The organism is Albidovulum aestuarii (genome assembly GCF_029961185.1).
GTDB lineage: Bacteria > Pseudomonadota > Alphaproteobacteria > Rhodobacterales > Rhodobacteraceae > Albidovulum > Albidovulum aestuarii.
Genome location: NZ_JASBQQ010000012.1, coordinates 14,613 through 35,774 on the forward strand (window position 1 = coordinate 14,613; position 21,162 = coordinate 35,774).

At 62.6% G+C, this 21,162-nt stretch carries 21 protein-coding genes and 2 pseudogenes; 9 read left to right on the forward strand and 14 right to left on the reverse strand.

Translation table 11 applies throughout. The features are described from left to right. Positions 1-146: 146 nt before the first annotated feature. The 3 genes and pseudogenes from QKW60_RS19645 to QKW60_RS19655 form a co-directional block, all read left to right on the forward strand. Positions 147-923: an N-formylglutamate amidohydrolase gene (locus QKW60_RS19645; RefSeq protein ID WP_282371251.1), complete on the forward strand. Its 777-nt coding sequence runs from the start codon at positions 147-149 to the stop codon at positions 921-923. Then, positions 920-1,576: a cysteine hydrolase family protein gene (locus tag QKW60_RS19650; RefSeq protein WP_282371252.1), complete on the forward strand. Its 657-nt coding sequence runs from the start codon at positions 920-922 to the stop codon at positions 1,574-1,576. Before QKW60_RS19645 ends, QKW60_RS19650 begins: the two co-directional genes overlap by 4 nt. Positions 1,577-1,611: 35 nt before the next feature. Continuing rightward, a pseudogene (locus QKW60_RS19655) lies at positions 1,612-1,719 on the forward strand (IS6 family transposase); the annotation flags it as partial. 153 nt (positions 1,720-1,872) lie between these two features. Here QKW60_RS19655 and QKW60_RS19660 read toward each other — a convergent pair. From QKW60_RS19660 to QKW60_RS19700, 9 genes are read right to left on the reverse strand one after another with little or no spacing between them, the layout of a single operon-like run. Beyond that, positions 1,873-3,381, reverse strand: a complete 1,509-nt coding sequence (locus QKW60_RS19660) for an aldehyde dehydrogenase family protein (protein WP_282371253.1) — start codon at positions 3,379-3,381, stop codon at positions 1,873-1,875. A 7-nt stretch (positions 3,382-3,388) separates the two neighbouring features. Beyond that, positions 3,389-3,736 (reverse strand): cupin domain-containing protein, encoded by a 348-nt coding sequence (locus QKW60_RS19665; protein WP_282371254.1) that lies wholly within the window; start codon positions 3,734-3,736, stop codon positions 3,389-3,391. 7 nt (positions 3,737-3,743) lie between these two features. Continuing rightward, positions 3,744-4,085: a cupin domain-containing protein gene (locus tag QKW60_RS19670; protein ID WP_282371255.1), complete on the reverse strand. Its 342-nt coding sequence runs from the start codon at positions 4,083-4,085 to the stop codon at positions 3,744-3,746. Further along, positions 4,082-4,447, reverse strand: coding sequence for a cupin domain-containing protein (locus QKW60_RS19675; RefSeq protein ID WP_282371256.1), 366 nt, complete (start codon positions 4,445-4,447; stop codon positions 4,082-4,084). Before QKW60_RS19675 ends, QKW60_RS19670 begins: the two co-directional genes overlap by 4 nt. After that, entirely contained in the window at positions 4,444-5,721 is a 1,278-nt protein-coding gene (locus QKW60_RS19680) for a glycosyltransferase (protein ID WP_282371257.1), read from the reverse strand. Before QKW60_RS19680 ends, QKW60_RS19675 begins: the two co-directional genes overlap by 4 nt. Positions 5,722-5,736: 15 nt before the next feature. Beyond that, entirely contained in the window at positions 5,737-6,720 is a 984-nt protein-coding gene (locus QKW60_RS19685) for an ABC transporter ATP-binding protein (protein WP_282371259.1), read from the reverse strand. Continuing rightward, complete coding sequence (locus QKW60_RS19690) at positions 6,717-7,511, reverse strand: ABC transporter permease (protein WP_282371260.1); 795 nt, start codon at positions 7,509-7,511, stop codon at positions 6,717-6,719. Before QKW60_RS19690 ends, QKW60_RS19685 begins: the two co-directional genes overlap by 4 nt. After that, positions 7,504-8,370, reverse strand: a complete 867-nt coding sequence (locus tag QKW60_RS19695; RefSeq protein ID WP_282371261.1) for an ABC transporter permease — start codon at positions 8,368-8,370, stop codon at positions 7,504-7,506. The genes QKW60_RS19690 and QKW60_RS19695 overlap by 8 nt, the downstream gene beginning before the upstream one ends. A gap of 54 nt (positions 8,371-8,424) precedes the next feature. After that, positions 8,425-9,474 carry a polyamine ABC transporter substrate-binding protein gene (locus tag QKW60_RS19700; RefSeq protein WP_282371263.1) on the reverse strand — a complete coding sequence of 350 codons (1,050 nt, stop codon included), beginning with the start codon at positions 9,472-9,474 and terminating at the stop codon, positions 8,425-8,427. Positions 9,475-9,652: 178 nt separating this feature from the next. On the opposite strand from QKW60_RS19700, the gene QKW60_RS19705 reads away from it, so the two are divergent. From QKW60_RS19705 to QKW60_RS19725, 5 genes and pseudogenes are all read left to right on the forward strand, one after another. Beyond that, positions 9,653-10,609 (forward strand): GntR family transcriptional regulator, encoded by a 957-nt coding sequence (locus tag QKW60_RS19705; RefSeq protein ID WP_282371265.1) that lies wholly within the window; start codon positions 9,653-9,655, stop codon positions 10,607-10,609. Beyond that, positions 10,606-11,928: a glycosyltransferase gene (locus QKW60_RS19710; RefSeq protein WP_282371267.1), complete on the forward strand. Its 1,323-nt coding sequence runs from the start codon at positions 10,606-10,608 to the stop codon at positions 11,926-11,928. The genes QKW60_RS19705 and QKW60_RS19710 overlap by 4 nt, the downstream gene beginning before the upstream one ends. A 77-nt stretch (positions 11,929-12,005) precedes the next feature. Then, positions 12,006-12,637 (forward strand): annotated as a pseudogene (locus tag QKW60_RS19715) (IS6 family transposase); the annotation flags it as partial. A 223-nt stretch (positions 12,638-12,860) separates the two neighbouring features. Continuing rightward, positions 12,861-13,916 (forward strand): bifunctional transcriptional activator/DNA repair enzyme AdaA, encoded by a 1,056-nt coding sequence (locus tag QKW60_RS19720; protein ID WP_282371269.1) that lies wholly within the window; start codon positions 12,861-12,863, stop codon positions 13,914-13,916. 140 nt (positions 13,917-14,056) lie between these two features. After that, positions 14,057-14,320 carry a glycine zipper domain-containing protein gene (locus tag QKW60_RS19725; protein ID WP_282371271.1) on the forward strand — a complete coding sequence of 88 codons (264 nt, stop codon included), beginning with the start codon at positions 14,057-14,059 and terminating at the stop codon, positions 14,318-14,320. A 3-nt stretch (positions 14,321-14,323) separates the two neighbouring features. Here the strand turns inward: QKW60_RS19725 and QKW60_RS19730 are convergent, their stop codons facing one another. From QKW60_RS19730 to QKW60_RS19750, 5 genes are all read right to left on the reverse strand, one after another. Continuing rightward, positions 14,324-14,911 carry a glutathione S-transferase family protein gene (locus QKW60_RS19730; RefSeq protein ID WP_282371273.1) on the reverse strand — a complete coding sequence of 196 codons (588 nt, stop codon included), beginning with the start codon at positions 14,909-14,911 and terminating at the stop codon, positions 14,324-14,326. A gap of 61 nt (positions 14,912-14,972) precedes the next feature. Further along, positions 14,973-15,995 carry a DNA polymerase III subunit delta gene (gene holA / locus QKW60_RS19735; protein WP_282371275.1) on the reverse strand — a complete coding sequence of 341 codons (1,023 nt, stop codon included), beginning with the start codon at positions 15,993-15,995 and terminating at the stop codon, positions 14,973-14,975. Then, positions 15,992-16,489: an LPS assembly lipoprotein LptE gene (gene lptE / locus QKW60_RS19740; RefSeq protein ID WP_282371276.1), complete on the reverse strand. Its 498-nt coding sequence runs from the start codon at positions 16,487-16,489 to the stop codon at positions 15,992-15,994. Before lptE ends, holA begins: the two co-directional genes overlap by 4 nt. Next, positions 16,476-19,100, reverse strand: a complete 2,625-nt coding sequence (leuS, locus tag QKW60_RS19745) for a leucine--tRNA ligase (RefSeq protein WP_282371278.1) — start codon at positions 19,098-19,100, stop codon at positions 16,476-16,478. Before leuS ends, lptE begins: the two co-directional genes overlap by 14 nt. Before the next feature lie 102 nt (positions 19,101-19,202). Beyond that, positions 19,203-19,796, reverse strand: coding sequence for a DUF3576 domain-containing protein (locus QKW60_RS19750; protein ID WP_282371280.1), 594 nt, complete (start codon positions 19,794-19,796; stop codon positions 19,203-19,205). Positions 19,797-20,052: 256 nt separating this feature from the next. Here QKW60_RS19750 and QKW60_RS19755 point away from each other — a divergent pair, with 256 nt between their 5' ends. Further along, positions 20,053-21,147: a porin gene (locus QKW60_RS19755; RefSeq protein ID WP_282371282.1), complete on the forward strand. Its 1,095-nt coding sequence runs from the start codon at positions 20,053-20,055 to the stop codon at positions 21,145-21,147. Positions 21,148-21,162: the final 15 nt, after the last annotated feature.

Consider the following 21,162-nt stretch of genomic DNA (forward strand, 5'->3'; position numbering starts at 1 on the left):
AAGGTATCGGTGGTTGCAGCAGTCATGTTCGCGAGCGTAAGGCTGATGAAAATTGCATGTCAACTCTTGCCAAACGGCAGCGATTGATTTTCTTCTTTCAGAATGCCATTGGGGTGCATGTCGCCCGACAAACAGGCGGAGACAGTATGCAGGAGATGGATCGGATAGCTGCGAGGCTTCTTGACCCCGGGGTGGATCCCGCTCCGGTAGAATATGTCGCCGCGACCGCACGACCGGACCTGCTGTTCGTCTGCGAACATGCCGGACGCCTGATTCCCCGTTCGCTGGGCGATCTCGGACTCGCTCCGGGTGAAATCGACAGGCATATTGCGTGGGATATCGGCGCCGAGGGCGTCGCGCGGCGACTGGCCGCCGCTCTTGGGGCCGGATTGATCCTCCAGCGCTACAGTCGTCTAGTGATCGACTGCAATAGACCGCCGCTCGGCATGCAGTCGGTCCCGGAGACAAGCGACGGGGCAGAGGTTCCCGGCAACCAGAATCTCTCGAACGAGGACGGCGCCGCGCGGGTGGCCGAGATCTTCCGCCCCTTCGCGGAGGCCTGCGAGGCAGCCATCTCAGACCGTCGGATACGGGGCGCATATTCGATCCACAGCTTTACGCCCTGCATGAACGGATTCGCGCGACCATGGCACATTGGCTTTTGTTTTAGGCAGGCGAACAGCGGAGGCGATCTGGCTAGGCGTTTCGGCGCGGCACATCCAAACTTGACCGTTGCTGAGAACCAACCCTACCAGATTGACGACGAGACCGACTGGTTCATTCCGCGCGTCGCAGAGCCCCACGGCATTGCCCACGCCCTGATCGAGATCCGCAACGACCAGATCGCCGACGAGGCGGGCCAAACCCTCTGGGCCGGCAGGCTGGCCGCCCTGTTCCAGACCCGTAAGGAGACAGACCTGTGACGACCATCAACCCCGCGACCCTGACCAGAGAAGTGCCGCTTGTTCCCGGGCAATCCGCCCTTCTGGTCGTCGACGTGCAGAACTTCAGCGCCAAGCGTCAGGGAGCAGAGTTTGGCCATCTCCCGGATGCCGAGTTCCGGGAAAAGTACGGCGCGTTTTTTGATCGGATCTGGTCCGAGACAATCCCCAACATCCGCCGCCTTCAGGACGCTTGCCGGGCGGCGGGCGTGGAGGTCATGTTCACAACGATCGAAAGCCTGACGCTGGACGGTCGTGACCGTTCATTGGACTACAAGATCACCGGCTTCAACGTGCCCAAGGGTTCATGGGACGGCAAGGTGGTGGACGAGATTGCACCCGTGGGAGACGAGATCGTATTACCGAAATCGTCGTCCTCGGTCTTCGTCTCGACCCATATCGACTACGTGCTGCGAAACCTCGGGGTGCGGCAACTGGTTATCACCGGGCTCGTAACCGACCAGTGCGTCGAAAGCGCGATCCGTGACGCCTGCGACCTGGGCTATCTGGTCACCCAGGTCACGGACGCCTGCATGACCTATACCGAGGCCCGGCAGACTGCGTCGATCAACGCCATCAAGGGCTATTGCCGTCAGCTGACGACTGATGCGCTTTGCGCTGAACTGATCGGTTAAGAGGCGTGTTTGCTCGGCATAAGGGGCAGTGCGAGCGCGTCGGAGAACGGGCGATGCCGCGGTTCTGCCGGGTGCGAAGTTTTCAGAAATTCGCGACCGTTCACGCCTCAGTCCACAATCATTTCAACAAGGAGCGCCGCCTCTGATCACGATAGAAATTCGGGCTGAACCGCGCGGCCACGTTCACCGACAGCGTCACTGTCCTTGCAGAGATGGATTCGAATCCGTCTGACAAAACCGCGTGCGTTAGCATTTTTGTTGGCAGGCGCGTTGCGCGAATGGTCGAAGGCCTGACATCAGCCCAGCGGGCGGCCGCCGCCATCGAGAAACCAGTCGTCGGGATAGGGATACCACCAGTCCTGAACCGTCGGCTTGTGGTCGATGATGACCATCTTCGTGCGACGGAATGCGTCGAGCCCCTGCCGTCCGAGTTCGCGTCCGAGGCCCGAGGCCTTCCAGCCACCGAAAGGCAGCGCGTCGTTGTCGATGAGCGGGTTGTTTACCCAGACCATCCCAGCCTCCAGCCGTTCGGCCGCTTCCATCGCCTCATTTAAGTTGGTGGTGAAAACAGAGGCGCCCAGTCCGAAGGGGGAGGCATTGGCGCGCGCGACTGCGTCGTTGAAGTCGGGGACGCGGACCACGGCGGCAACGGGGCCAAAACACTCGGATTGTAGAAGCGCCATATCTTCTGTGCAGCCGGTAAGTATGGTCGGTTCGTAGAACCAGCCCCGGTTCTGATCGGGCGGCACGCGTCCGCCGGTGACGACCTCCGCACCTTTCGCGATTGCGTCTTCAACAAGCGCCGCCACCCGGTCGCGCGCGGCCTCGGAAACGAGCGGTCCGATCTCGGATTTCATCAGGCCATTGCCGACCCGCAATGTGCGCGTCTTTTCAGCAAAAGCCTCGACGAAAGCGTCATGCACGGCATCGACCACGTAAAACCGCTCAGCCGAAGTGCAGACCTGACCTGAGAGGTGGAAAGCAGCCGTCACGGCACCTGCCGCCGCGATGTCTATCGGGGCGCTCTCGCAGACGATCATCGGATCGCTGCCGCCCGCCTCGATCACCGCAGGCTTCATCGCCGCTGCCGCCGCCATCCCCACGGCCTTGCCCGCCGCGACGGAGCCGGTAAAGGCGACTGCATGTGTGCGGGGCGAGGCGATGAGCTTTTCGGCCAGCGCCGCGCCGCCCGGCAGGCAGGCGACGAGGCCTACGGGCAATCCCCGGAAGCACTTCATGAATTCCAGCGTCGAGAGTGTCGTCGCCGGCGCGGGTTTCACGATGCAGCCGTTCCCGGCGGCGAGTGAGGCGGCAACCGTCCAGCACATGAGCAGGACAGGGAAGTTGAACGGCATGATATGGACCGACACGCCGAGCGGTTCATATCGCGCATACTGGAACGATCCCGCTTGCGTTGTGCCAGCGACCTTTCCCGCCTCGTCCCGCGCCATTTCGGCATAGTAGCGGAAGATCGGCGCGCAGTTCGCAATCTCGCCGATGGCCTCCGGATAAGACTTACCCATCTCGCGGCTCATCAGGATCGCGGCGCGCTGGTGGTCGGTTGCTTCGATCACATTGGCCAGATCGTGCAGGACCTTTGCGCGCGACTTTGCATCCATCCGCTTCCACTTGGCCTGTGCCGCGGAAACCGCGTCGAGTACTGCTGCCGTCTCGCTCTCGTCGGCCTCGGTTATCTGGCCCACGACGCCCAGCGTTGCGGGGTCGATGACATCGCGTGGTGCGCCTGCCATCGGCCGAAAACCGGGGGTGACGAAGCAGGCGGGGTGGGCGGGATCGAAGTCCATTCTGGCCTCAGCGGATCATGTAGACCTTCTTGATGGTCTCGTGGACGGTACAGATGCCCTTCCAGTCCTGCGGGAAGAACGCGGCGGTATCGGGCGTGATCTCGATGACTTCGCCGTTTTCATGCACATAGGTGCTGCGGCCTTCGAGGAAGTGGCAAAACTCGTCCTTCGTCACATGACAGAACCACTTGCCCGGCGTACAGATCCAGAGGCCGCATTCGCTCGACCCGTCGGGGTTGCGCGAGATGAGCCGGCCCGAGACCCGCGATTCCCCCTCGATCATCGTTGGGATGACGCCCCAGTCGACGAGGTCGGTCTGGTCCAGCGGATTGCGCATCAAAGGTGTGGTGGTCATGGTGCTCCTAGCGGCTCATGAAAGCCTTGGTGGCGGTTTCGGTGACGATGCAGAGGCCGGTCCAGCCGGCGGGGAAGAAGACCATCGCGCCCGGGGCGATGGGGATCTCCTGCCCGTCGTCCGCGACATACATGCCGCGCCCCGCGACGAAATAGCAGAACTCGTCTGCGGGGATGGTGACGCGCCGCTTGCCGGGTGTGCAGGACCAGAGGCCGCATTCGCTCGACCCGTCCGGGTTGGCATGCATCACCTTGCCCGAAAGGTGCGGCGCGCCTTCGATCACGTTCTTGCTCGGCCCCCAGTCGTCGAGCGTGACTTTGGCCGCGTCGGGCCAGTTGGGCGTTGTCATTCGTTGGCCTCGCGATCCGAAAGGTAATAAGTGTTGCGCATGGTTTCGTGCACCTCGCACTCCCCCGTCCAGCCGGAGGGGAACATCACGGCGGTGCCTGGCGTGACCTCGATCACCTCGCCCGCATCGGAGCGGTAGGTGGCGCGGCCCGCGACGAAATTGCAGAACTCGTCCCGCGGTATGGAGAGCCTCCAGCGCCCCGTGGTGCAGACCCAGATGCCGATTTCGGGGCGGTTCCCCGGCCCCTTGTGGACGAGCTTGCCAGACGAATGCGACGCACCCGCGATCGCGTCAGGCTGGGCACCCCAGTCGACGAGGTCGACCCGAGTGGATGCGTCATGAAGGTGCGGCGCCGAACTCACTTCGCGAGCCCTTCGAGGAGCTTCGCAGCCTTGGCCGGACCGCTTTGTCCCTGCATGTGCTTCGACGTCGCGGCAAGCTTCGCAGCCATCGCCTTGTCGGTCAGGCAGGTCTCGATCTTCGCCAGAAGCTCCGCATCTGTCCAGTCGTAGCGCGGCATCTTGAAGCCGTGGCCGGTCTCCTGCACGCGTGTCGCGTTGTCGTGTCCATCCCAGACATAGGGCATGATGATCGCGGGTTTGCCGAAGTAGAGGCATTCGGTGAACGAGTTGTTGCCGCCATGGTGGATGACCGCGTCGACCTGTGGGATGACCGAAGGCTGCGGGAACCAGCCCGCCACATGCACGTTGCCGGGCAGATCGGAATATTCGGTGGCATAGTCGCCGATGTTCACGAGCGCCCGGTACGGCGACTTCGCCAGCGCCGCGATGATCCGCTTCAGAAGGTCGGTGTCGCCCGCACCGAGCGAGCCGAACGAAACGTAGAGAAGCGGGCCGTCGTTGTTCTTGGCAAATGTCGGAACCTCATAGGGTTCCTCTTTCCGGACGCAGCCTTCGAGATACTGGAACCGCTGCGGGTCGAGCGGTTCCTTGCGATGGAACTTCACCGGCTCGGGGTAGAGGAGGAGGTTCATGTAGGGCGAGGCTTCGAAGAACTGCCCGATCGGATAGGCATCCTCACCGCATTCGGCGAGGAATGCGTTGAAGTCGTCGTGGATCGGCTTGATCACGCTGTTGAATTTGTTTCTGAACGCCTCGTGGCAGGCCGTGTCGTTCTCCCCGCAACCCGATAGGTGCGGTGGGATCCCTTCCTCCTCAATCTCGTTTTCCGAGCAGGAGATGACGCGCACCCAGGGCACGCCGTATTGCTTGATCGCCGGGAAGAGGATCACGTTGTCAACGGCGATGACGTCCGGCTTCACCTTGGCCAGAACGCCCGGCAGGTCTTTCTGCGCCCATTTCGCGCTGTCGACGATCGCTTCCCAGCAATCCTTCACGTAGTTGTCGATCTGATCGATCGGTGCCTTGCGGAAGTTCGGGATGTGGCCGTTGATGAAATCCTCCCAGAACTTCGCCATCTGCTCGGGCGGCATCGGTTCGGACAAGGCCACGGGATGCGCCTCGAACCCGTAGCCCTGATAGACCTCGACGAAACCGGGATCGGACAGGAAAACCGCCTTGTGGCCAAGCGCCTCGACCGCTTGCGCGATGCCGACGGAGTTCAGTGCCGGGCCAAAGGCGGCTTCGGGGAAGAAGGCGAAGGTTTTCTGGGCCATGATTGTCTCCCTGTTCTAATCGTTGAATTGGCGTGTATCGGCCTCGTTCCAGCCGAGCGTGACGGTATCGCCCTCGGCCACGGGACGCCGGTCGGCAGCGTTGGCGGTCAGGCGGACGAGAAGCGGCTTTGGCGACAGCGGGGTTGCGACGTGAAGCTGGAGGTCGAGCCCGTGATAGGCGCGTGCCGTCACGCGGCCCTCGACCGTGCGGTCGGCCCGGTCGGGGAAGAGGTGGATGCGCTCGGGCCGGATGGCCAGCGTGCGGCCACCTTCTTCGATGAAGTTCATCACGCCGATGAAGTCGGCGGCGAAGCGGTTCGCGGGATGTTCGTAGACCTCGTGCGGGGTGCCGCATTGCAACAGCCGCCCGTCCTTCAGGATCGCCACGCGGTCGGCCATGACCAGCGCCTCTTCCTGGTCGTGGGTCACAACGATGAAGGTGATGCCGACCTCGTGCTGGAGCCGCTTGAGTTCCAGTTGCATCGCCGCCCGCAGCTTCTTGTCGAGCGCGCCCAAGGGTTCGTCGAGCAGCAGAAGCCGTGGCCGTTTCACCAGGGCCCGGGCCAGCGCCACGCGCTGCCGCTGGCCGCCCGACAACTGGTCAGGCTTGCGTTTCGCCATCGGCGAAAGCTCGGTGATTTCCATGATCTCGCCCACGCGCGCGCCGATTTCCGACCGGGGCAGGTGCTCCATTTCCAGCCCGTAGGCGATGTTCCCCTCGACCGTCATATGCGGGAAGAGCGCATAGCTCTGGAACATCAGGTTCACCGGCCGCCGGTTCGGCGGCATCCGGGAGATGTCGGCGCCGTCGAGGCGGATCGCGCCCGCATCCGGCGTCTCGAACCCCGCGAGCATTCTCAGCAGTGTGGTCTTGCCCGAGCCCGATGCGCCGAGAAGCGCGAAGAACTCGTTTTCCACGATCTCAAGCGAGAGCCTGTCGACCGCCGTCACGGCGCCGAAGCGTCTGGTCACGCCATCAATGGACAGAAGCGCGGTCACGGCGCGATCACCCCCTTGTTAAGCCGTTGCGACAGGGTCAATGCGGTGACCGAAACGATCATCACCAATGTTGCCAGCGCATTGATCTCGGGCGTCACGCCGAAGCGGATCATCGCAAAGATCTGCATCGGTAGGGTGGTGGAGGCGCGCCCTGCCCCTGCGGTGAAGAAGGCGATGATGAATTCGTCGACCGATAGCGTGAAGGCCAGAAGCGCGCCCGCGATCACGGCGGGCAGGATCAGCGGCAGCGTCACCCGGCGGAAGGTGGTGAGGGCAGAGGCGCCAAGGTCGGCAGAGGCCTCGGTCACCGACCAGTCGAAACTTTTCAACCGCGCCCGGACGACGGCGGAGACGAAGGCAAGGTTGAAGACGACATGGGAAAGGATGATCGTGTGCAGCCCCATCGGCACTTTCAGAAGCGAGAAGAAGCTCAGAAGCGCGATGGCGAGTACGATGTCGGGAATGATCATCGGCGCGAAGACCAGCGCCTCCAAGGCGCGGCCCTTTCGCCGCCGGGTTTCGATCCCAAGCGCGAGCAGCGTGCCGAGAACCACCGCGATGGCTGTCGAGATCATCGCGACTATCAGCGTGTTGAGAGCGGCCGAGAGGATGTCGCGGTTCGCCATCAATGCGCCGTACCACTTGACCGAAAACCCGGTCCAGGCGGTCGGCAACCCGCCCTCGTTGAAGCTGAGCGCGACGAGGGTCGCAATGGGGATGTAAAGGAAAGCAAAGACCGCGAAGAGCACAACGGTCAGACTGCGGCGAGTAGCGGGCGAACGGTCAGCCATCGGTGCCCTCCCGCCTTTCGCCCGCGCCCTTCTCGGCGGCGATCGCCTGAATCGTCAGAAGCCCCATCATGATCGCGATCAGCACCATCGAGATCGCCGCCCCGAAGGGCCAGTCGTTCGCGGTCAGGAACTGCGCGTAGATCAAGTTGCCCATCATCTGGAACCGCCCGCCGCCGAGAAGGGCGGGGGTGATGAAATTGCCGATGGACAGGACGAAGACGAAGACAGCGCCCGCTGCGATCCCCGGAACGGTCATCGGCAGGATCACGCGGCGGAACGTGGTAAAGGCCGAGGCGCCGAGATCGCGCGACGCCTCGGCAAGTTCCGGGTTCAGCCGTGCAAGCGGCGCGTAGCAGGCGAGGATCACGAAAGGCAGGTAGTTGTAGACGAGCCCGGTGATCACCGCCCCTTCGGTATAGAGCATCGAGGGCGGCTCGCCCTCGTAACCCAGCATCCGCAAGCCTTGGGTAATCAGTCCCTCGCGGTTCAGCAGAACGATCCAGGCATAGGTGCGGATCAGGTAGTTCGACCAGAAGGGTAGGACGGCCAGGAAGAGGAGAAGCGGCTGTCGGTGACGCGGTGCGGCGGCGATGGCATAGGCGGCGGCATAGCCGATGACGACCGCGATCAGGGTCGCAAGACCCGCGATCCGCGCCGATGTCAGGAAGATCCCGGCATAGAGCGGATCGACGATCAGCGCGAAGTTTTCGAGTGTGAAGGTATACTCGATCCCGCCGTAAAGTCCGCGCCGGAAAAAGCCGAGCGCGAGGATCAGCCCGCAGGGAACAACCATCAATGCCGTCAGCCACATAAGGGCCGGCGCCATCAGGAGGGTCGAGCGGGTATTCGGGCTCTGCACGCGACGGGTCTTTTCCGGGAAACGGTGCGGGGCCAAATGGCCCCGCATCTCAGATCACTGCGCGGCCTTGATCGCGCTGACGGCCTTGGCATAGGCGCGGCTCGCATCGCCCACGTCTCGAAGCTGTTCCAGCGCGACGAGATCGGCCGGTGCCATGCCCATATTGGGATAGGTCGCGGCCATGTCCGCTGAAAGGCTCTCCATCGCCGGCTTGTTAGGCACCTTGTAAAGGATGTTCTCGGCCGCCCAGGCGTGGTTCTTGGCGTCGAGGATGTAGTTGATGAACTTGAACGCGCCGTCCTTGTTCTCGGAAGCCTTCATCACCACCATCGTGTCGACCCAGAGGTCCGAACCTTCTGACGGGATCATGAACTTGATGTCCGGGTTTTCGGCGATGCCGTAGTTGCACCAGCCATCCCACGCATGAACCAGGGTTGCCTCGCCCGAGACGAGCTTGGAGTAGAAGGTCGTGTCGTCGAAGGCGAGCATCGTCTTCTTCGCCTCGATCAGTTCGGCCTCGACTTCGTCAAGCTTTGCCTGGTCGGTCTCGTTGACCGAGTAACCCTTGGCAAGGAACCCCGCCGCCAAAAGCCAGCGGTCGGTGCCGAGCAGCGTGACCTTGCCCGCCTGTGCCTCGGCGGGATGCAGCAGATCGTGCCACGATGCCGGCTCGGGCGAGACGAGATCGGAGCGGTAGCACAGCCCTGTCGTGCCCCAGGCGTAGGGCACCGAGAAGGTGTTGCCCGGATCGTGCGGCAGGGCCGCCGCCTCAGCGTAAAGGTTGGCGAGGTTCGGGACCTTGGCGGCGTCGATCGGTTCCAGCAGGTCGAGATTGTTCAGCACCTCGGCAAAGGGCGACGAGACGAAGACCACGTCATAGCCCTGTCCGCCAGAGGCGATGAGCTTGCCCATGATCTCTTCATTCGTCGCATGGACGACCATCTCGGCCGCCTCGCCGCTCTCGGTGGCGAAATTCGCCACGGCGTCGGGGGCCATGTAGCCATCCCAGTTGGAGATGACGAGTTCTGCGGCAGCAGGGCCGGCGGCGACAAGGCCGGCCGCAAGCGTTGCAGCGATGCGCAACGGGGCAGGGGACTGTGGCATATCGGTTCCTCTTCTGTTGGTCGTCCGTTGGGATGTGCCGGTTTTATTTTGGTATTTCGGCCCATTGATGGGCAGCGTTGTGGCCCCCACCTTGACCAAACAGTATTATTACGCGAAAAAATACGTCAATAGTCATTTGCGCCGAGGGCGTGCGCCCCCGGCGTCAGAACCCAGAACCATGACACAACGAGACAAGAAATCGGCAACACGCCGGCCACGCCAGAACCACCTGGACCTCGCGCGGCGCATTCTCGACCTCGCCCGCGACCGTGGGTTCGGTCCGGGCGCGCATCTGCCGGAACAGTTGATTGCGACGCAGTGCAACGTCTCGCGCACGCCGGTCCGGGCGGCGCTGAAACTCTTGGCCGATCAGGGGCTTGCGGTGCACGAGGCCGATGCCGGCTATCGCCTATCGGGCGATTTCACCCCGAGCTCCGCCTTCTCCGAACCGCTGCCCGATGCCGAGGAAGGTGCGCTCGCCCAGCGGATTATCCGGGACCGCTCGGCGCGGCGGCTTGACGAGACGATTACGGTGGGCGAGGTGATGCGCCGCTACGGGGCCGAGCGCCGGACGGTGCTGAAGGCACTTGGCACATTGGCCGAGGACGGGCTGTTGACGCGCGCGCCGGGCCAGTCCTGGGTTTTTGCCAGCCTGCCCGACAGTCCCGAATCGCAGGCCGACAGTTTCGAGTATCGCCTGCTTCTGGAGCCCGCCGCGTTGACCGCTCCGGGCTTCCGGTTGGACGAGGACCGGTCCGCCGCGCTGCGCCGGGCGATGGTGGCGTTCCTCGCCGAACCCGACGACCGGCTCGACCCGCGCGCGTTCCAGCGGCTCGACACGGATTTCCACCTGCTGATCGCGCGCGGCGCCGCGAACCGCTTCGTTGCCGAGGCGCTTCTTGCGCATCACCGTCTGCGCGAACTGCCCGGCGCCACCGTGCGTGGAAACGTCGTCCGGCTTCGGCAGGCCATGCAGGAACATCTCGGCATTCTCGACCATCTCGAAAGTGGTCAGCTTGCCGTCGCCGCCGACTTGCTGCGGGTCCATCTGCGGCTGTCGCGCAGCCAGCGCCCGCAGGCCGCCAACCGCGGCGCGCCGCCTCTCTTCGGCATGAACGTGCCACCCGGAAGATGAACGGCACCCCCACCATCGCCTTCTTTCCTGAGGCAAGTTTCGGCGCCGCTCTCAACTGCGTCGGCATCGCCCGCGCGCTGAAGGAACGCGGTGCGCGGCCGGTCTTCATCTGTCATGCGGGGTTTTCCGGCGTCTTCGCGGAATACGGGTTTCAGGAATATCACCTGCCACTGGCCGGTGCTCCGGTGCCGGAAACCTACTGGCAGGATTTCATCAGCCGCCACCAGCCCCATTTCAATCTCGATCCGGCCGACCAGATCGAAACCTATGTCGCCCCGACATGGGAGGCGATCGTGGAGACGGCCAAACAGGCCGAGGCGCCGCTCTTCGCCCTGCTGCAAAGACTGAGGCCCGATGCAGTCGTTCTCGACAATGTCGTGATGTTTCCCGCGATCCTGCGCGCGGGCTGCCCGTGGGTGAGGGTCATCTCCTGCGCCGAAACCGAGTTGCCGGACCCGAATGTACCGCCCTACCTGTCGGGTCTTCCGGGCGATGACCGCACCCAATGGCAGGCTTTCGCCGACCGCTACAACGCCGCAGTCGGACCGGTCCATGCCCGGTTCAACAGGTTCCGGTCCCGACACGGGCTGCCACCGCTGGATGCGGGCCAGTTCCTCGAACCCTCGCCCTGGCACAATCTGCTGCTGGCGCCCTCGATCCTGCGTCATGACCGCGAGGTCGGGCTGGACCCGGCCCGTTTCACGTTCCTCGAAGGCTGCGTCCGGCAGGAAGCACCGTACAACGTTCCGGAATTCGCGACCGGCGAGGGGCCGCTGGTCTATGTCTCTTTCGGCAGTCTCGGTGCGCTGGATACCGCTCTGATCAAGCGGCTGATCGCCGTCTTTGCCGAGTTTCCCGCCCGTTTCCTGATCAATGTCGGCGCGTTCCGGGAGGCCTATCGCGCTGTGCCCGACAATGTGATCCTCGATCAGTGGTTCCCGCAGCCGAGCGTCGTGGCCAAGGCGGATCTCTTCATCCACCACGGCGGTAATAACAGCTTCTGCGAGGCTCTGTATTGCGGTGTTCCGTCGCTGATCATGCCCTATTGCTGGGACGGGCACGACAACGCCCGCCGCGCGGTCGAAACCGGAACAGGCAGGTGGCTCCATCGCGCCCATTGGACGCCGGAGGAACTGGCGGTGGCGATGCGATCGGCACTTGAAGATGCAAAGATGCGCGACAGGCTGGCGGCCAATGCCGGCCGCATGGTCCCCGCAAACGGCGTCGATCTGGCGGCAGAGCGGATAATTGCGGTTGCACGCCCGTCAGAGAAACGCGCCTTGAGGCAAGGATGGGCGCCGCATAGCCTTAGCGAGTGACACAGCCGGCTGCTTCAAATGGTACTATCAGAGAAAGTTGGCCTGAGACGGTGCGAGGTGGTGGCTAGCCTTTGGACGTGACCAAACGCTCCCACTGCAAATACTTCACGTTTTCGCCTGAGATCATTCGCCCAGCGGTGATGCTCTAAGTAAGATTTCCGCTTTCCGTTAGTAAGGTTGAGGACCTGCTGCACGAGCTTGGCATCGACATCAGGCACGAAAATGCGTGCTTCTGGTGGTATCGGTTCGACCCGATGCTTGCTGCGGAGTTCCGGAAGCGGTGTGTTGCGGGCATGAAATAGAGCCGCTGGAAATGGTACCTCGATGAGATGCTCATGAAGATAAACGGTGAACGGCACTACTTCTGGCGGGCCGTGGATCATGAAGGCGAGGTGTTAGAAAGCTTCGTCACGAAGACCCGAAACAAGGAAGTCACTCTGAAATTCCCAAGAAAACCAATGTGCAAGCATGGCAGGCCGGATGTGATCGTGACTGACCGGCCCCGGCTTTAGGGCGCGGCCCTTAAAGAGATCAGCGCCGTCGAAAGACAGGAAGCCGGCCGTTGTCTCAACAATCGCGCAGAGAACTCCCAACTCGTGTTCCGACGACGTTAAAGCGCGATGCATCGTTTTCGGCGCATGCGACTTTGCAGAAGTTCGCCGCCGTGCACGCATCCGTCTGCAACCGCTTCAACCAAGAACGTAACCTCGCCCAAACCAATTGCGTTGCACATGCGCTCTGAAGGGGTGCTGTGTTCGCATTGCTACCGAGATCAGCGGCCTTTGGGGGATGTGAACATGCGGTCGTGCTTCGTGTGATGTCAGTCAATGCACACCAATTGCACAATCCAACGGACGAGAGCAAACAGACGAATCTGATGCGTTGCCCGATTTCCGGCTGCACGGTCCCGCCTGTCGGTCTACAAATTGGTCATGTTGTTTGAGCCGTCAGAAAGTGAACTCTACGCCGCACTCATTGCGTCAGATGAGAGCTATGACGGTCACGTCTTCGTCGGTGTTACGTCGACCGGTATCTTTTGCCGACTGACCTGCCCGGCGCGAAAACCGAAGCGCGAAAATTGCCGGTTCTTCCAAAACGCTGCGGAATGCCTTGCCGCCGGGTTTCGACCCTGCAAGCGGTGTCACCCGATGAGGCCCGCCGCAGAAGCAGACCCGATCATCCGCGACCTGTTGGCGGCGATGGAGGAACGTGCGGATCATCGCTGGAGTGAGGCGGATATCGTTGGGATGGGACATGACCCCTCGACCGTCCGACGCGCGTTCAAGCGGCAGTATGGGATAACATTCCTTGAGATGGCGCGCCTTGATCGGCTGCGCCGGGGGTTTCACGTCCTGAACGCAGGCGGACGGATCATTGATGCGCAACTGGAAGCGGGCTTCTCATCACCTTCGGCCTTTCGCGAGGCCTTCGCGCGACTGATCGGAGAGGCGCCGGGACGGCTTTCAGCCAAGCCAACTCTGCGGGCCGACTGGGTGGATACGCCGTTGGGCGCCATGATCGCAGTCGCGGACCAACACGCGTTGCACCTTCTAGAATTTGTCGACCGCAAAGCCCTTCCTTCTGAGTTGAAGCGGCTAACAATCGCTGCTCGCGGATCGCTGGGCATCGACAGAACACCGATCCATGACCTCGTGTCCAACGAACTGGCCGCGTTCTTTGCAGGGCGTTCGGCGCAATTTACCGCGCCACTTGTTTTTCACGGCAGCGCATTCACACGTTCGGTCTGGCAAGAATTGCAACGGATAAAGCCCGGCGAAACCCGGAGCTACGGCGACGTCGCAAGGGCAATCGGCAGGCCCGAGGCCGTCCGAGCGGTCGCCCGCGCAAACGGTGCCAACCAGATCGCGCTGATCGTGCCCTGTCATCGGGTCGTCGGTGCGGATGGCAGCCTGACCGGTTATGGTGGCGGGCTGTGGCGAAAGCAGAAACTGATCGATATCGAAGTAGCTTTTGCAGGCCGCGATTAAACCGCTTTCCACTGGACTTGAAAGTCTGCGCCGGGGAACGTCGCCTGTTCATAGGCGGTTAATGGCTGACGTCTTGATACAGGTCAGGGGCCGACGAGGCCAACTGGTGTAAAATCAAAAGATGGTTATTGGAGGCTTCTATGAAAAAGTTAACGCTTAGTCTGCCGATCATGCTCGCCCTCGCGGCATGCCAGACCGCCGAACAACGCGCCGTCGGCACAGGCGCGCTTGCGGGTGCGGCGATCGGTGCGGCTGTTGCCGATGACGACGACCGCTTGGAGGGCGCCATCGTCGGTGGTGCAGCCGGCGCGCTTGTGGGCACACTGATTGGACAGGCCCAGAAACCGGGCGACTGTGTCTATGAGGATGCCTATGGACGCCGTTATGTCGCGGCCTGCCCGTAAACGTCAGCGTGCCATGGCCCGCTGATAGGCGGGCCGTGCGCGCATTCGGGTGAGATATTCGGTCAGCCGGTGCTCAGTGATCGGGAAACGTGCCGACAAAGCCCAGTTTCCACAATGAGTTAGGATGATATCAGGCACCGTCATCATCTCACCCATCACGAATGGGCCTTCGCCCATGCGTTGCATCAGTGTTTTCTGGCTTCGCTCGAACTCCCAGCGCAGCGTGTTTTTGATTGCGGCGTGGCGCAATTCCTCGGGCAAGACGAAGCTGTGCCGAGCGGCCATCCAGAGGTTAGCGTCGAACTCATCCAGCAGGAACTGAGTGAGGCTGTCTTGCCGTGCCCGGGCAAGTGTCCCGGCGGGATGAGTCAGCTTCCCGTGTTTGTCGGCGAGATACTGAATGATCGCCGTGGAATCAGTAATAGGCGTGCCTTCGTCGATCAAGACCGGCACCTTTCCTGCGGGATTGAACTGGGACACTCCTTCGGACCGTGGCGGTGCCGGGACATGTTCGTAGGTCAATCCCAGTTCTTCCAGCATCCACAAAACCCGTGCCGCGCGGCTTTGAACTGTTCCAACAACGGTATACATGCGGTTCATTCTCCCCGAGATAGGCCGATGGAGCCACGCGCCGACGGAAGGTGCAAGAGGCCTAACGGCGGTTCAGCATGGCCAGCCGGATCAAAGCGCGCTCCATCACCGCCATGGCCGGCGCGCGGGAGGTGGACCGAAGCGTCAGATCGGTATCGGTCAACAGCCCGATTGCGGTTTCCAGCCGGTGCATCCCCCAGTTCTGCGCCTGCCGCAGCATCCGTTCGCGGCGTGGGCCGAAGACCGGCGGTCGCATGCGGGCGATGCCCTCGGCTGCACCGCCGGGGGCGGAGGCGGCGACATGCAGGGTGCGGAAATGGCGCATCGCGGCGATGGAAAGGGTCACGGGGTTCACGCCCTGCCCCTCAAGCCGCCGCATCAACGGGCCGATATCGCCCGCCCGCGCCTCGGCGGCGGCATGCAGGATATCGTCCACTTCCGCCTCGATCGTCACCGGCGCGCAGGCGGCGACATCGGCGGGTGTCAGCGGCGTCGTATCGCCGAACTTGTAAAGCGCCACCTTCTCCACCGTCTGTCGGAAATCGCCGGGGTCAAGGTCGCGGGCGAGCGCCAGAAGATCCTTCATCGCCTCGCGCCCGATGTCCTTGAGCCCGGCCCTGTCCAGCACGGTCTCGATCTCCTCCCGGCTCGGCGGGTTGTCATAGATGCCCGCCGCATAGGCGTTCGGGTGATCCTCGAAGGCTTTTTTCAGTGCTGACGACTTGTTCAGGGATCCGGCGGTCACGACCAGCATCGCGTCGCCATTGTGCCAGTCGGCCAGAGCGGATTTCAGAACCGGGGCGAGACCGTCCGTCGCATCCTCGATGAACGCGACCCGCGGGCCGGAAAAGAACCCCTGTGCCTTCAGCGCATCGGCGACCAGTGCGGGGTCCTTGCGCAAGTCGCTTCCCGAAATGCGGGTCAGGCGCATCTCGGCCTCGCCTTCGGGGCCAATCAAAGCCGCGATGACCTCCTGACGTTTTATGGCAACCCGCATCGCATCAGCACCGAAGATCAGAAGGCCGGCGCGATTGGGTTCGGGCTGCGCGAAAAACCGGGTCGCTGCGGCGCCGGACAGTTTCACGGCCGGTTCCACTCCGCCGATGTGGCGATGAGTTGGGTGACGATTTTGTCGGCGAGAATGCGCATGAGCCTTGTCCGGGCGTCGGATTCGGAGGCTGCGGCGGCGACCGAGGTGCCAAAGGCCGAATAGGCGGTGAAGGAGGACACCTTGCCCGAACTCAGGGCCTCGCCTGTCCCTGCGTGGTGGAGCGTATAGGCTACCTTGCCAATCACCTGATAGCGGTTGATGCGGCTGTCCTGCGCGATGGCCTGGCCTTCGACCTCGACTTCGACCCGGTAAGACAGCCGGAAGGCGGCCGCGGCCGGCCGCCCCAACCGTTCCTCAAGCCGCTCGACAAGGTCGAAACCGTCCTTGTTTTCAGGGGCATCAACCGTCACTCGGTCCAGAAGGCCCGAGGCCTGACCGCCCGGTCCATAGGCCGGCGCAAAGCCACAGGCGGCCAGCGGCAGGGCTGCGGCCAGCATCAGAAAGGTTCTGCGGTCAGATGACGACATTGACGATGCGCCCCGGCACGACGATGAGCTTTTTCGGCGCGCCGCCATTCAGCGCCCGGATCACAGCTTCGTCGGCCAGCACGATCTTTTCAACCTCGGATGCGGCCATATCCTTCGGAACGCTGATTTCCGCGCGGCGCTTGCCGTTGATCTGGATCGGCAGGGTGACGGTGTCGTCAACCAGCATCGCCGGATCTGCCTTGGGCCAGGGCGCTTGCGCGATCAGCCCCTCACCCCCCTGATGGGCCCAGATATCCTCGGCCAGATGCGGGGTCATCGGCGACATGAGCTGGGCGAGCACCATGATCGCCTGCCGCTGGACCTGCTTGGAGGCGTCGGATTTCTGGACCGCATTGGCGAATTCGTACAGTTTCGCGATGGCCTTGTTAAAGGCGAAGCCCTCGATCATCTGCGTGACGTCATTCACCGCCCGGTGCATGGCGCGGGCCAGATCCTCGTCGCCCGTGCCCGGCTTGCCCTCGGGCAGCGCGGCGATCCGGTCGCAGAGCGTCCAGACCCGATTCAGGTGCTTCTGCGCCGCCTCCGCCCCGGCGGCTGTCCACTCCACGTCGCGTTCCGGAGGGCTGTCGGACATAACGAACCACCGCGCGGTATCGGCGCCGTAACGGGCGATGATGTCCATCGGGTCGACGACGTTCTTTTTCGACTTCGACATCTTGGCAGACGGTATGATCTCAATCCGGTTAGCTGGATCACTTGCGAATTCAACGGCTTCTTCGTCCGTCATCGCATCGAAATTGTCAGGTCTTAGAACTGCTACGTCCTCACCATAGAGATTGAGGCGATAAACATGTTCCGGCAGATGATAAACAGGTCGGCCGTTCGCGTCGCGAGTCTGGTAGATCTCATGCGTCACCATCCCTTGGGTGAAGAGCGCATTGAACGGCTCGATCGCCTTCTTCGGCAGGTGGCCGCAGATATGCATCGCCCGGGCGAAGAAGCGGGAATAGAGAAGGTGCAGGATCGCGTGCTCGATCCCGCCGATATACTGGTCCACATTCATCCAGTACTCGGCATCCTCGGCCACGGTTGGCGTCTTCGCGTGCGGCGCGGTGAAGCGGGCGAAATACCAGGACGAATCGACGAAGGTGTCCATCGTATCGGTCTCGCGCTTTGCCGGGGCTCCGCATTTCGGGCAGGCGCAGTCGCGCCATGTCGGGTGGCGGTCCAACGGATTGCCCGGCTGGTCGAAGCTGACATCATAGGGCAGTTCGACGGGCAGGTTTTCCTTTTTCTCGGCCACCACGCCGCACGTTTCGCAATGCACGACCGGAATCGGGCAGCCCCAGTAGCGCTGCCGGCTGACGCCCCAGTCACGCAGGCGGTAATTGGTGACGCCCCGGCCCACACCCTTGCCTTCGCAAAACGCGATGGCGGCATCGACGGCGGCCTCACCGGTCTGAACGTCATCGCCCGCAAAGCCGCGCACGTAACGGACGCGTTCGGATTTCATGGGCACATAGGCCTCGGTCAGCGCCGCTTCCTCCGCGCCCTCGGCCACGAAGACCGGCGGGATCGGCAGGCCATATTTAGTCGCGAAATCGAAGTCGCGCTGGTCGTGCGCAGGACAGCCAAAGATCGCACCGGTGCCGTAATCCATGAGAATGAAGTTGGCGATATAGACTGGCAATTCCCACGCTTCGTCAAAGGGATGGCGAACACGGATTCCGGTATCCAACCCCTTTTTCTCGGCCTTCTCCAAGGCCTCTTCCGACGTGCCGATGCGGCGGCATTCGGCGACAAACTCCGCGATCTTCTTGTCGTGCCGTTCCAGATGCTTGGCCAGCGGATGGTCGGGCGAGATTGCGGCGAAACTCGCCCCCATCAGCGTGTCGGGCCGGGTCGTATAGACCTCCAGCCGGTCGAAGCCCTCGGGCGCATCCACGGTAGAGAACGCGAATTGCAGACCGCGCGACTTGCCGATCCAGTTGGCCTGCATCAGCCGCACCTTCTCGGGCCAGTCCTTCAGCCCGTCGATGGCGTCCAGCAACTCGCCCGAGAAATCCGAGATGCGGAAGAACCATTGCGTCAGTTCGCGCCGCTCCACCTCGGCGCCCGACCGCCAGCCCTTGCCGTCGATCACCTGTTCGTTCGCCAGAACGGTCATGTCGACCGGGTCCCAATTCACCACAGCGTTCTTGCGGTAAACCAACCCTTTTTCCATGAAATCGATGAACATCGACTGCTGCTGGCCGTAATATTCGGGGTCGCAGGTGGCGAATTCGCGGGACCAGTCGATGGACAGGCCCAGCGGTTTCATCTGGTCGCGCATTTGCGCGATATTGCCATAGGTCCAGTCCTTCGGGTGGCCGCCCCGCTCCATCGCCGCGTTCTCGGCGGGCATGCCGAAGGCGTCCCAGCCCATCGGGTGCAGGACTGAATAGCCGCAGGAGGATTTGTAGCGCGCCACGACGTCGCCCATCGTGTAATTGCGCACATGGCCGATATGGATGCGGCCCGACGGATAGGGAAACATCTCCAGCACGTAATATTTCGGCCTGGCCGGATCGCGCCACGCGGTGAAGCATCCGGCCTCGTCCCAGGCCTTCTGCCATTTCGGTTCGATCTGGGCGGGGTCGTAACGCGACATCATCTATCCTCGGCGCTTGGTCCGCGCCGGTTATACAAGCGCCGTGGGCAAGGTCCAGAGTTTCCCTCTGTCCTTGAACGTGTTCAGGCGTAGGAAATGGCCTTAAAGCTTGCTGTCCTGAATACGCAACTGCCGCGCCCGGGTCAGGATCGCATCCTCAACCGCACGCTGGGTCGCGGGATCCACGGGACCTAACTGCGTTGCCAGCGCCACTTTCAGCGAGCGCGCGTCGAGTGCGGGGTCCTGCACATAAATCGTCGCGCGATAGGCCCGTCCGCCGCCGGGTGGCGTGCCGTAGCCGGTGACAATCACGCCCGAGAAGGGGTCGACCGTCTGGATCGGCAGGAAATCAAGAATTTCGAGCGAAGCCTGCCAGAGGTAAGAGTTAACCTCGACCGTATTGTTCGGATCCGTATTGCTCCTGAACAGGTCAAAAAGCTTTTTACGCTTCTGGTTCGCACGCGCGCTTTCCGTGCGCGATTTTGACTTGATGGCAAGGCCTTCATTGACGCCGCGCTGTTGATCGGCAGCAGACTGCCGCCGGGCCAGGCGGGCCTCGGCTTCTTCGGGGGTGATTGTCTTCGGCGCAGTGCGGCGGAAGAGGCCGCTGTCGCCGGAAGCGATTCCATTGCAGGCGCCAAGGCTGACAATCAGCCCCGTCAGAATCGCCCCGCGCATGATGTTGAGGACCTTCATGACCCACCCCGCGACTGCCGTTTCACGCTGTCTAACCGAGCCACTGGGCGTGAACAAGGCTTTTCAGGTCAGGGGTTTCGCCGGGAATCGGCCCGTGCTGCCGGGAACTGTGGCAAGTCTGCACCATCATCGACGAGTCTTCCCCGCCCTCAGGTCCTTTCCGTTGCATTGCGGGGGCGCAGGGCGGAAATAGAAGCATACCCAATTCGGATTCCCCTGAGTTGGGCCTACCTTATGATCAACGAGGGAATACGAAATGAAAAAGATCCTTCTCGCATCCACCGCGATCGTCGGCTTCGCCGGCGCCGCGTCGGCTGCTGAAATCACCCTGTCGGGCTACGCAGAAGTCGGTATCGCCGGCGGCGAAGCCGTTGAAACCCAGTTCCACAACGACTGGCAGGTCAACTTCAACTTCTCCGGCTCGACCGACAACGGCCTCGAGTTCGGTGGTAAAGTCCAGATCGAAGAAAGCAACAGCCCGTATTCGATCAACGGTGGCCTCCGCATCGACGACGAAGCTTTCTGGGTTTCCGGCGCGTTCGGCAAGGTGACGCTGGGTGAAACCGACGGCGCCTTCGACTGGGCCCTCTCGGAAATCTACACCGGCACCGGCCTTCAGGACGATCACTCGACTCACGCTGGTGCGTACTGGTTCACCGGCCTCGATGGCGGCTACGACAACCAGATCGCGCGCTACGAGTACTCGTTCGGTGACTTCGCCGTCGCAGTCTCGGCCGAAATGGACGATGGCCGCACGTCGGGCTTCTCCACCAGCACCGTTACCGCCACCACCAGCGGCGGTGCCACCTTCAACACGACCATCATCACCCCAACGTCTGGCTTCACCTCTGGCCGTGCGACCGGTGATACCACTTGGTCGATCGGTGGTAAGTGGTCGGGCAACATGTCTGGCGTCGATCTCGGCGTTGGCATCGGTTACCAGGACAACGGCACCAACTCCGTTTGGGGTCTGAGCGGTTCGGCCGGATTCTCCAACGGCTTCTCGGTTGCGCTCGGCTATGCTGACCTCGACGGGACCGGCGATGCCGTGACCGGCGACGGCGTCAACCCTGCGGTCGACAGCTGGTGGGGCATCGGCGTTGCTTACACGCCGGCAACCATGAGCGCGCTGACGATCGGCGTGAACTACGGTGTCTACGAAGCGGCGACCGCTGGTGACGACGATCCGTCGGGCTGGGGTATCGTTGCGAACTACGACCTCGGCGGCGGCGCTGTTGCCATGGCTTCGTATGGTGCCAGCAGCGGCTCCGACAGCACCGGTGCCGACTACGGCAGCGGCAACGGCAATGGCACCGAGACCTTCTCGATTGGCCTTGGCCTGTCGTTCTGATCGAACGAACCAGAA